Source organism: Streptomyces sp. NBC_01317 (assembly GCF_035961655.1).
Taxonomy (GTDB): domain Bacteria; phylum Actinomycetota; class Actinomycetes; order Streptomycetales; family Streptomycetaceae; genus Streptomyces.
On the sequence record NZ_CP108393.1, the window covers coordinates 5,327,656 to 5,339,243 of the forward strand.

10 protein-coding genes are annotated in these 11,588 nt (G+C 71.6%); all 10 read left to right on the forward strand.

The features are described 5' to 3' along the window. The first annotated feature begins 62 nt into the window (after positions 1–62). The 10 genes from OG349_RS23060 to OG349_RS23105 all read left to right on the forward strand — a co-directional run bounded on the left by OG349_RS23060 (position 63) and on the right by OG349_RS23105 (position 11,583). Positions 63–623 (forward strand): YqgE/AlgH family protein, encoded by a 561-nt coding sequence (locus tag OG349_RS23060; RefSeq protein ID WP_161307384.1) that lies wholly within the window; start codon positions 63–65, stop codon positions 621–623. A gap of 110 nt (positions 624–733) precedes the next feature. Next, complete coding sequence (locus OG349_RS23065; RefSeq protein ID WP_161307385.1) at positions 734–1,033, forward strand: DUF3039 domain-containing protein; 300 nt, start codon at positions 734–736, stop codon at positions 1,031–1,033. A gap of 264 nt (positions 1,034–1,297) precedes the next feature. After that, the gene (locus OG349_RS23070; protein ID WP_327236409.1) at positions 1,298–2,599 is read left to right on the forward strand and encodes an extracellular solute-binding protein; all 1,302 of its coding nucleotides are present in this window, start codon (positions 1,298–1,300) and stop codon (positions 2,597–2,599) included. 5 nt (positions 2,600–2,604) lie between these two features. Further along, positions 2,605–3,600 carry a carbohydrate ABC transporter permease gene (locus OG349_RS23075; protein WP_327236410.1) on the forward strand — a complete coding sequence of 332 codons (996 nt, stop codon included), beginning with the start codon at positions 2,605–2,607 and terminating at the stop codon, positions 3,598–3,600. After that, positions 3,597–4,436 (forward strand): carbohydrate ABC transporter permease, encoded by an 840-nt coding sequence (locus OG349_RS23080; protein WP_327236411.1) that lies wholly within the window; start codon positions 3,597–3,599, stop codon positions 4,434–4,436. Before OG349_RS23075 ends, OG349_RS23080 begins: the two co-directional genes overlap by 4 nt. Before the next feature lie 46 nt (positions 4,437–4,482). Beyond that, positions 4,483–6,114: a beta-N-acetylhexosaminidase gene (locus OG349_RS23085; RefSeq protein WP_327236412.1), complete on the forward strand. Its 1,632-nt coding sequence runs from the start codon at positions 4,483–4,485 to the stop codon at positions 6,112–6,114. A 311-nt stretch (positions 6,115–6,425) separates the two neighbouring features. Beyond that, complete coding sequence (locus OG349_RS23090) at positions 6,426–7,322, forward strand: FAD binding domain-containing protein (RefSeq protein ID WP_161307390.1); 897 nt, start codon at positions 6,426–6,428, stop codon at positions 7,320–7,322. Between the two features lie 140 nt (positions 7,323–7,462). After that, positions 7,463–8,737 carry a 2Fe-2S iron-sulfur cluster-binding protein gene (locus OG349_RS23095; protein WP_442806410.1) on the forward strand — a complete coding sequence of 425 codons (1,275 nt, stop codon included), beginning with the start codon at positions 7,463–7,465 and terminating at the stop codon, positions 8,735–8,737. Next, positions 8,734–11,043 (forward strand): xanthine dehydrogenase family protein molybdopterin-binding subunit, encoded by a 2,310-nt coding sequence (locus OG349_RS23100; RefSeq protein ID WP_327236414.1) that lies wholly within the window; start codon positions 8,734–8,736, stop codon positions 11,041–11,043. Before OG349_RS23095 ends, OG349_RS23100 begins: the two co-directional genes overlap by 4 nt. A gap of 171 nt (positions 11,044–11,214) precedes the next feature. Next, entirely contained in the window at positions 11,215–11,583 is a 369-nt protein-coding gene (locus OG349_RS23105; protein ID WP_327236415.1) for a hypothetical protein, read from the forward strand. Positions 11,584–11,588 lie beyond the last annotated feature (5 nt).

Genomic DNA, 11,588 nt, shown 5'->3' on the forward strand with positions numbered 1-11,588 from the left:
GTACCCCGCTCACTCTGCCGCGCGGGGCCCGTACGGCGCGAATGTGCGAGATCATGTGTCGCATGACCGAGGTGTCCTCGCTCACAGGGCGGTTGCTGGTCGCGACACCCGCTCTGGCGGACCCGAATTTCGATCGCGCTGTTGTGCTGCTGCTCGACCACGACGAGGAGGGTTCCCTCGGCGTGGTCCTCAACAGGCCCACGCCCGTCGACGTGGGGGACATCCTGGAGTCCTGGGCGGACCACGCGGGGGAGCCGGGGGTCGTGTTCCAGGGCGGTCCTGTCTCGCTCGACTCCGCGCTCGGGCTCGCCGTCATCCCCGGCGACGAGGGGCCGCTCGGCTGGCGCAGGGTGTACGGGGCGATCGGCCTGGTCGACCTGGAGACCCCGCCCGAGCTGCTCGTACGGGCGCTGGGCTCGCTGCGGATCTTCGCCGGGTACGCGGGCTGGGGGCCGGGGCAGCTGGAGGCCGAGCTGGCCGAAGGGGCCTGGTACGTGGTCGAGTCGGAGCCGGGCGACGTCTCGTCGCCGCGCCCGGAGGGGCTGTGGCGCGCCGTGCTGCGCAGACAGCGCGGTGAGCTGGCGATGGTGGCCACCTACCCCGACGATCCGTCACTCAACTGAGGCTCCGGCCCGCGCGGCGGGCCGGTCGGAGCGATGCGTGAGCGAATGGTTCCGGAGTGCAGGGACCCGGAGCCTCCGCTCGGCCTCCTTCGTGGGTACCCTTGGCTCTCATGAGCACTCTTGAGCCCGAGCGCGGGGCAGGGACGGGCACCCTCGTGGAGCCGGCACCACAGGTGTCGCACGGCGACGGCGACCACGAGCGCTTCGCCCACTACGTCCAGAAGGACAAGATCATGGCGAGTGCCCTCGACGGCACTCCGGTGGTCGCACTGTGCGGGAAGGTCTGGGTACCGGGGCGCGACCCCAAGAAGTACCCGGTCTGCCCGATGTGCAAGGAGATCTACGAGTCCATGGGTCCCGGCGGGGACAAGGACAAGGACAAGGGCGGCAAGGACAAGAGCAAGAAGTAGCCTCTGGTCCTGTCCGTCGGTGACGGCCCCCCGGGTGCGCGCGTGTGCGCGCCCGGGGGGCCGTTCGCGTTTTGTCCGGCATGCGGGGCGGGCCGTTGCACAGGATGCTTCAGCGGGTCACAGAGTGGTAGAGACCACTTGTCGACGTGTTCCGGACATGCTTATCTCCTGCGAGTTGTGCAGAACGAAACGCACGTTGCGCATGCTGCAACGGATGCCTCTGTATGCCTCTGTCGTCCCCACCGACCCGTAGGGAACTCCCGGATGAAGCTTTCCCGTATGGCCGCCCCCATCGCGGCACTGGTGCTCGCCGGCCTGACGGCCTCCGCCTGCGCTCCGCAGACGTCCGACAACACCGCGACGAAGGACGAGAAGAGCGGCACGCTCCGCGTGTGGCTCTTCCAGGAGGTCAACAACAAGCCCAAGGAGCAGGTCGTCCAAGGGGCCGTCGACGCGTTCCGCGCGGAGCACAAGGGCACGAAGGTCGAGATCGAGTACATCCCCGTCGAGACCCGCGCCCAGCGGATCAAGGCCGCGTTCAACGACCCGAAGAGCGCACCCGACCTGGTCGAGTACGGCAACACCGACACGGCGGGATACGTGAAGGACGGCGGACTCGCCGACGTCACCGAGGAGTTCGGCGCCTGGGACGAGGCCAAGGACACCGACCCCACGGCGAAGCAGTCCGTCACGGTCGACGGGAAGATCTACGGGGCGCCGCTGTTCGTCGGCGTCCGCGCCCTGTACTACCGCACCGACGTCTTCAAGGAGCTGGGACTCTCCGCCCCCAAGTCCCAGGCCGAGCTGATATCCACCGCCAAGAAGATCCACAAGGCGAAGCCCGCCCTGTACGGGCTCGCGGTGGGCGGCGCGTACACCTACGGCGCCATGCCGTTCGTCTGGTCGAACGGCGGCGAACTCGCCGAGGAGAGCGGCGGCACATACAAGGCCGCCGTCAACAGTCCCGCCGCCCGCAAGGGCATCGCCGCGTACACCTCCCTGTTCGGCGACGACAACTGTCCGGCCGCCAAGTGCGCCTCCATGGGAGGCAACGCGACCGTCACCGCCTTCGCCTCCGGCCAGGCGGCGATGGCGATCGGCGGCGACTTCAGCCACCAGGCCGTCGAGGCGGGCACCGTCAAGGGCAAGTACGCGGTGGTCCCGCTGCCGGGTGTCAAGGCGGGCTCCATCGCCCCCGCGTTCGCCGGCGGCAACAACATCGGCGTCCTCAAGAGCAGTGCGCACCGCACCCTCGCCGTCGACCTGATGAAGTCGTTCACCAGCAAGGACACCCAGGCCAAGCTCTTCGACGCGATGGGCTTCCTGCCCACGTACACGGACGTCCTCGCCGCCTCCGCGCGGAAGCAGCCGTTCGTCGCCCCCTTCGTCAAGACCCTCGGTGCGGGCGCCAAGTTCGTCCCCGCCTCCGCGGGCTGGGCCCAGATCGACTCCTCGCTGGTCCTGCCGACGATGTTCCAGGAGATCGTCAGCGGCCGTAAGGACGTCAAGGCGGCGTCCGAGGACGCGGCGAAGAAGATGGACGCGGCGTTCGCGTCCGCGGGCTGAACCGGATGACGTCCCCCACCGGCCACGCGCCGCGCCCCCGTTCGCCGGAGAGGCCGGAAAAAGCCCTCCCGGCGGCCGGGGGCAAGGCCCCCGGCCGAGCACCCCGCCGAGGCCCCCGGCGGGCCGGCCAGGGCGGCCGGACCCCGTGGCTCTACCTCGCGCCCGCCCTCGTCATCCTCGGCGGCCTGCTCGTCTACCCGATCTACCAACTGGGCCTGATCTCCTTCCTGGAGTACACCCAGGCCCAGGTCAGCGGTGGGCAGCCCACCACCTTCCAGGGCTTCGGGAACTACGCCACGCTCTTCCGCGACAGCCAGTTCTGGCAGGTGCTGCTCGCCACCGTGCTGTTCGCCGCCGCGTGCGTCGTCACCACGCTCGGCCTCGGCTGCGCCCTCGCCGTCCTCCTGACGCGCGTACGGGCCCTGCCGCGCCTCGCGCTGATGCTCGCCGCCCTCGGTGCCTGGGCCACCCCCGCGATCACCGGCTCCACCGTCTTCGTCTTCCTCTTCGACCCCGACTACGGGCCGGTCAACCGGGTGTTCGGCCTGGGCGACTTCTCCTGGACGTACGGGCGCTACAGCGCCTTCACGCTCGTCCTGCTCGAAGTCGTCTGGTGCTCCTTCCCGTTCGTGATGGTCACCGTCTACGCGGGCATCAAGGCCATCCCCGGCGAGGTGTTGGAGGCCGCCTCGCTCGACGGCGCCTCGCAGTGGCGGATCTGGCGGTCCGTCACCGCGCCGATGCTGCGCCCGATCCTGGTCGTCGTCACCATCCAGTCGATCATCTGGGACTTCAAGGTCTTCACCCAGATCTATGTGATGACCAACGGCGGCGGAATCGCCGGCCAGAATCTCGTCCTCAATGTCTACGCGTATCAAAAGGCCTTCGCGTCCTCCCAGTACAGCCTGGGCTCGGCCATCGGCGTTGTCATGCTGCTGATTCTGCTGGCGGTCACGCTCGTCTATCTGCGGCTGCTGCGCCGCCGGGGGGAAGAACTGTGAACCTGCCGCGCGTCCGCCGCCCCTGGCGCCTCGCCGCCGAGGCATCCGCCCTGGTCATCGCCGTCGTGGTGGCGTTTCCGCTCTACTGGATGGTTCTCTCCGCGTTCAAACCGGCGGGCGAGATCCAATCCACCCGGCCGCGTCCTTGGACGCTGTCCCCGTCGCTCGACTCGTTCCGCCGCGTCTTCGAACAGCAGGAATTCGGCCGGTACTTCCTCAACAGCCTGCTGGTCGCCGGCACCGTCGTGATCGTCTCCGCGCTGGTCGCCTTTCTCGCGGCCACGGCGGTCACCCGCTTCCGTTTCCGCTTCCGTACGACCCTGCTCATCATGTTCCTCGTCGCGCAGATGGTGCCGATCGAGGCGCTCACCATCCCGCTGTTCTTCCAGATGCGCGACATCGGCCTGCTCAATACCCTCGGCTCGCTGATCCTGCCGCATCTCGCGTTCTCCCTGCCGTTCGCGATCTGGATGCTGCGGGGATTTGTCAAGGCGGTCCCCGACGCGCTGGAGGAAGCCGCGTACATCGACGGCGCGAGCCGAACCCGATTCCTGTGGCAGATCCTCTTCCCGCTGGTGTTTCCCGGGCTGGTCGCGACGAGTGTCTTCTCCTTCATCTCCACCTGGAACGACTTCCTCTTCGCCAAGTCCTTCATCATCAGCGACACGTCCCAGTCGACGCTTCCCATGGCGCTGCTGGTCTTCTTCAAACCCGACGAGAACGACTGGGGCGGGATCATGGCGGGCTCCACCGTCATGACCGTTCCCGTGCTCGTCTTCTTCGTGCTCGTACAACGGCGGCTGGTCTCCGGACTGGGCGGCGCGGTCAAGGACTGACAGAGAACCCAGAGAGAACCCAGAGAGACCCGGTGAGGACCGACCCATGGATCTGATTCCCGACCCCCGGCACACCTGGCCGGCCCCGCAGGGCTCCGACCCGTTCCCGCTCGACGACGGGACGACGATCGACGCGGGCCCCGGCACGGAGGGCGTCGCCCGCTGGTTCCGTACGGCCGTCGGCGCCGCGACCGGGCTGCCGCTCGCGGACGGCGCCGAGGACGGCAACAGCGTCGTCCTGGAGATCAGCCCCGAACTGGAGCGCCGACTCGGCCCCGAGGGCTACCGGATCACCGCCGACGCGCAGGCGGTCCGGATCGAGGGCGGCGGCCCCGCCGGGGTGTTCTGGGGGGCCCAGACCCTCCGTCAGCTCCTCGGCCCCGACGCGTACCGCGCCGCGCCGGTGGACCCCGCACGGCAGTGGTCCGTCCCGGCCACGGTCGTCGAGGACGCCCCCCGCTTCGGCTGGCGCGGCCTGATGCTCGACGTGTCACGCCACTTCATGTCCAAGGACGGCGTCCTGCGCTATCTGGACCTGCTCGCCGCCCACAAGCTGAATGTCTTCCACTTCCACCTCACCGACGACCAGGGCTGGCGCATCGAGATCAAGCGCTATCCGAAACTGACGGAGACCGGCGCCTGGCGGGGCCGTACCAAATGGGGCCACCGCGCCTCGGAGCTGTGGGAGGAGAAACCGCACGGCGGTTACTACACGCAGGACGACATCCGCGAGATCGTCGCGTACGCCACCGCACGGCATATCGCCGTCGTCCCGGAAATCGATATCCCCGGGCATTCGCAGGCGGCCATCGCCGCGTATCCCGAACTCGGCAACGCCGATGTCGTCGACACGGCCGCGCTCACCGTCTGGGACACCTGGGGCGTCAACGCGAACGTCCTCGCCCCCACCGATCACACCCTGCGCTTCTACGAGGGCGTCTTCGAGGAGGTGCTCGCCCTCTTCCCCTCCACCTTCATCCACGTCGGCGGCGACGAGTGCCGCAAGGAGCAGTGGAAGGACTCCGCGGCGGCCCAACTCCGCATCGAGGAGAACGGCCTGGCCAACGAGGACGAGCTCCAGGCCTGGTTCATCCACCACTTCGACGCCTGGCTCACCGCGCGCGGCCGGCGGCTGATCGGCTGGGACGAGATCCTCGAAGGCGGCCTCGCGCCCGGCGCCGCCGTGTCCTCCTGGCGCGGGTACGGGGGCGGCATCGCGGCCGCCCGGGCCGGCCACGACGTGGTCATGTGCCCCGAGCAGCACGTCTATCTGGACCACCGTCAGGCGGCCGGCGAGGACGAACCGATGCCCATCGGGTACGTCAGGACCCTGGAGGACGTCTACCGCTTTGAACCCGTACCCGCCGACCTCACCGAGGAGGAGGCGAAGCACGTCCTCGGCACCCAGGCCAACGTCTGGACCGAGGTGATGCAGGACCGTTCGCGCGTCGACTACCAGGTCTTCCCCCGACTCGCGGCCTTCGCGGAGGTCGCGTGGTCCGACCTCCCGGCCCCGGCCGAACGGGACTTCGAGGACTTCGAGCAGCGGATGACCGAGCACTACCGGCGGCTGGACGTCCTGGGGGTCGAATACCGGCCGCCCGGGGGCCCGTTGCCGTGGCAGCGGCGGCCCGGTGTGCTCGGCCGCCCGATCGAGGGACTGCCTCCGATCGTGTGAGCCGCGCGGGGGGTGGCCGCCCCGTCCTCGCGTCCCCGGGGCCCTGTTCCCCGCGGCTCCGCGCCGTATCCCCGTCAAGGGCGTGTCACGCCCTTGAATGCCGGGGAGTGGCGGGGCGCGTGAGGCGCCGAAGACGGGGTGAACCGGACCTTTGCCCTGGCCGGGGACGGATCCGTCCTTCGTGGACCCTCGCGCCGGTCGGCTCCGAAGATGTGCCAGAGTTGCCACGTCCGGGCTGTGAGCACGTACGGTACGGCAACACAGGTACCGGTACGGCAACACATGCGGGACACCGGAAAGGGGCAGCTGGGTTGACCACGCACGCACCGCAGACGGCGCAGTCCGTGACGCTGCCGGCCTCGCTCGACGAGGCCGTGGCGGCGCTCACCGCGATGCCCGCCGCCGTACCCGTCGCAGGGGGAACCGACCTGATGGCGGCCGTCAACAGGGGCCTCCTGCGGCCTGCCGGACTCGTCGGCCTCGGCCGGATCAGCGAGCTGCGCGGCTGGCACTACCAGGACGGCCACGCCCTCCTCGGCGCCGGTCTCACCCACGCGCGCATGGGCAGGCCCGACTTCGCGGCCCTCATCCCCGCGCTCGCCGCGTCCGCGCGCGCCGCGGGCCCGCCCCAGATCCGCAACGCGGGGACGCTCGGCGGGAACATCGCCACCGCCGCGCCGACGGGCGACGCCCTGCCCGTACTCGCCGCCCTGGAAGCCGACCTCGTGGTCGCGGGACCGGGCGGCGCGCGCCGCGAGATCCCCGTCACGCACCTGCTCGCCGGGCGCGAGATGCTGGCGCCCGCCGAGCTGATCGGCTTCGTCCGCGTGCCGTTGCTGCACGCCCCCCAGGTCTTCCTCAAGGCGACGGGGCGGACCGGACCCGGCCGCGCCACCGCCTCCGTGGCCGTGGTCCTCGACCCGGCGCGGCGCGGAGTGCGCTGCGCGGTCGGGGCGATCGCGCCGATGCCCCTGCGCCCGCTGGAGGCGGAGCGGTGGATCGGCTCGCTGATCGACTGGGACGGCGCGCGCGGCCTCACGCAGGAGGCCCTGGCGGCCTTCGGCGAGTACGTGGCCGCCGCGTGTGTCCCGGACCCGGCGCCACCCGCCGACGGGAGCGAGCCGCCCGCGCTCGCCCCCGCCGTACTGCACCTGCGGCGTACCGTCGCCGCGCTGGCCCGGCGAGCACTGGGGAGGGCCCTGTCGTGAGCACCAACGAGCATTCCGGTACGGGTTCCGGATCCGGTCCCGGTGGGCAGCAGGGGCACGGCGGCTGGCAGCCGGTCGAGCACGGCGGCGAGTACGACGCCGAGTCGACCGCGTTCGTGCAGCTGCCACCCGAGGACTTCATGGACGCGCCGCTGGCCGCGCCGGGCCACGGTTACGTACCGCCGCAGATCGTCCCGCTGACGCCCGCCGCGGAGCCCTCCGTACCGGACCACATGCGCTGGCCCGAGCCGCAGCAGCAGGGCGGCCAGGGGCAGGTGTACGACACGTCGTACGACCCGCGGGCCACGGGGCACTGGAACTTCGGCGACGGTGGGCAGCCGGGCCAGGGCGCAGGTCAGCCGGGTCAGGGCGCTGGTCAGGGTCAGGGCGGCGGTGGCGGGACGGACGGCCGGGGGAGCGCCCTCGCGGACGGTCCCCCGCAGGGCGGCGACACCCCCTCCGAGCTGACCGGTGAGTGGACCATTCCGGTCGCCCAGGGCGACCTTCCCGACGAGTCGGGGGAGTTCAGCGCCTCGGTCCTCGCCTCGCAGTGGGGCGGCGGCACCCCGCCCGCGACCCTCCCGGGCGGCGCGGCCGCGCCGTGGGCGCCGCTTCCCGAGGCCGACGCCTACGGGGAGAGCGCGCCGCCCGGGGACGCCCCGGGGGAGTCCGAGCCTTCCGGTGCCGATCCGTCCCCGGACGACACGGCCCCGCCCGAGGCCGACCTCGTACCCGAAGCGGACGCGGAGCCCGTACCGGACACCGAGCCCGCACCCCTCACCAGCAGCAACAACAGCACCGAACACCCCGCAGGCTCCTACGTCCTGCGCGTCAACGGCGCCGACCGCCCCGTCACCGACGCGTGGATCGGCGAGTCCCTGCTGTACGTGCTGCGCGAGCGCCTTGGTCTCGCCGGCGCCAAGGACGGCTGCGCCCAGGGTGAGTGCGGCGCCTGCAACGTCCAGGTCGACGGCCGGCTCGTCGCCTCCTGCCTCGTGCCCGCCGCGACGGCGGCCGGCTCCGAGGTCCGTACGGTCGAAGGCCTCGCCGTCGACGGCGAACCCTCCGACGTCCAGCGGGCGCTGGCCAAGTGCGGCGCGGTGCAGTGCGGTTTCTGCATCCCCGGCATGGCCATGACCGTGCACGACCTCCTGGAGGGCAACCACGCCCCCACCGAACTGGAGACCCGGCAGGCGCTGTGCGGCAACCTCTGCCGCTGCTCCGGCTACCGGGGTGTCCTCGACGCCGTGAACGAGGTCGCCGCGGAGCGCGCCGCGAGCGCGGAGGCGGCCGCCGCCGCCTCCGAGGAAGCGCGCGTCCCGCACCAGGCGTCCCCAGGGGCGGGGGGCGCGCGCCCCCATCCCCACTCGCCCGCGAACTCCCACTCGCACTCGCACGACGGAGGCATGGCGTGAGCAACGACGCGGCCACCGGGACACCGACGCTCGACGGCCCCCGCCAGGAGCCTCCCGCGCACGGCCTCGGCGCCTCCCTCCCCCCGGCCGACGCCCGCGCCAAGACCGAGGGCACGTTCCCGTACGCGGCCGACCTGTGGGCCGAGGGCCTGCTGTGGGCCGCGATCCTGCGCTCCCCGCACCCGAGCGCCAGGATCGTCTCCATCGACACCACCGCCGCGGCCGAGATGCCGGGCGTACGGGCCGTCGTGACCCACGAGGACGTCCCCGGTGACTCGGCGTACGGCCGCAGGGTCGCCGACCGTCCCGTCTTCGCCTCGGAGGTCGTACGGCACCACGGCGAGGCGATCGCCGCCGTCGCCGCCGACCACCCCGACACCGCGCGGATGGCCGCCGCCGCCATCGCCGTCGAGTACGAGATCCTCGACCCGGTCACGGACCCCGAGAAGGCGTTCGCCGCCGAGCCGCTGCACCCCGACGGCAACCTGATCCGCCACATCCCCTTGCGGTACGGCGACCCCGGTGTGCAGGGCGAGATCGTCGTGGAGGGCCTGTACCGCATCGGCCGCCAGGACCCCGCCCCGATCGGCGCCGAGGCCGGCCTCGCGGTCCCCAGACCCGACGGTGGGGTCGAGATCTACACCGCCTCCACCGACCCGCACACCGACCGCGACCTGGCCGCCGCCTGCTTCGGCCTGGACCCCGAGCGGGTCAAGGTCGTCGTCACGGGAGTCCCCGGCGCCACCGGTGACCGCGAGGACCCCGGCTTCCAGATCCCGCTCGGCCTGCTCGCGCTGCGCACCGGCTGCCCGGTCAAACTCGCGGCCACCCGCGAGGAGTCCTTCCTCGGTCACGCCCACCGCCACCCCACCCTGCTGCGCTACCGCCACCACGCGGACAGCGAGGGGCGCCTGATCAAGGTCGAGGCCCAGATCCTGCTCGACGCGGGCGCGTACGCCGACGACTCGTCGGAGTCCCTCGCCGCCGCCGTCGCGTTCGCCTGCGGTCCGTACGTCGTCCCCCACGCCTTCATCGAGGGCTGGGCCGTCCGTACCAACAACCCGCCGTCCGGGCACGTCCGGGGCGAGGGCGCCATGCAGGTCTGCGCGGCCTACGAGGGCCAGATGGACAAGCTGGCCAACACCCTCGGGCTCGACCCGGCCGAGCTGCGCCTGCGCAACGTCCTCGCGACCGGCGACATCCTGCCGACCGGCCAGACGGTCACCTGCCCGGCGCCGGTGGCCGAACTGCTGCGTTCCGTACGGGACTTCCCGCTGCCCGCCCTGCCCAAGGACACTCCGGAGGCGGCCTGGCTGCTCCCCGGCGGACCGGAGGGCGCGGGGGAGCCCGGCGCGGTACGGCGCGGTGTCGGCTACGCGCTCGGCATGGTCCACATGCTCGGCGCCGAGGGCGCGGACGAGGTCTCCACGGCCACGGTGAAGGTCCACGACGGCGTGGCGACGGTCATCTGCGCCGCCGTCGAGACCGGCCAGGGCTTCTCCACGCTCGCCCGGCAGATCGTCCAGGAGACGCTGGGCATCGAGGAGGTCCACGTCGCCTCGGTCGACACGGACCAGCCCCCGGCGGGCCCGGCCGCGCACGGCCGGCACACGTGGGTCTCGGGCGGCGCGGTGGAGCGGGCGGCCAAGATGGTCCGTACGCAGCTGCTCCAGCCGCTGGCCCACAAGTTCGGGATGTCCACCGAGCTGCTCCAGATCACGGACGGCAAGATCACCTCGTACGACGGTGTGCTGTCCACCACCGTCACGGAGGCGATGGACGGCAAGGAGCTGTGGGCGACGGCGCAGTGCCGCCCCCACCCGACCGAGCCGCTGGACGAGGCGGGCCAGGGCGACGCGTTCGTCGGCCTCGCGTTCTGCGCGATCCGCGCGGTCGTGGACGTCGACATCGAACTCGGCTCGATCCGCGTGGTCGAGATGGCGGTCGCCCAGGACGTGGGCCGCGTCCTCAACCCGGCGCAGCTGGCGACCCGTATCGAGGCGGGCATCACCCAGGGCATCGGTACGGCCCTGACGGAGAACCTCCGCACGACCCGCGGCCTGGTCCGCCGCCCCGACCTCACCGGCTACGCGCTGCCGACGTCCTTGGACGCCCCGGACATCCGGATCGTCAAACTGGTCGAGGAGCGAGACGTGGTGGCCCCCTTCGGCGCCAAACCGGCGAGCGCGGCCCCGGTGGTCACGTCCCCCGCGGCAGTGGCCTCAGCGGTCCGCGCGGCCACGGGCCGCCCGATCAGCCGCCTCCCGATCCGCCCGCAGGCGGCGGTGGCGGTGCCGGGGGCGTAGGGGGAGGCCGCTGTTGCCCCCGTGGCCCGGGACACGACCGCAACTCCCCCTGGGAAGAATCCTGTTGAACATGCGAGAGTGATCCCCTGACCACATCTCATCCACGGGGAGACCATGTCTTTCGGGGAGGGCCTGGTGGCGGCCCACGCTGCTGATCAGCCAGGCGTACACATGCGGTTGAACCACGTTCCTGCCGAACCGGGCGGAGCGGGTGGTACCGCGGATCTCAGCGTCAACCAGGACAAGCTCGGCGTGATCGGCGCCGCCGCCAACGATCTCTACGCGCGGCTCAGGACCGACGGGGACACCGCGCGCGCAGCCACCGCCGAGGCCGCGTCGGGGCTCACCGTCAGCGGGTTCCGTACCGGTTCCGCCATCGGAACGGTGCACGACACCTGGAACGCACAGCTCAAGACCTTGCTCGACGCCTGTGCGCACATCTCCAACCATCTGGACTACAGCATCGCGCAGCACGCGAAGGACGACGCCGAGATCAGTACCAGCTTGGCGGTCTCCGTCATCAGCGACTACTTCAAGTAAGCGCG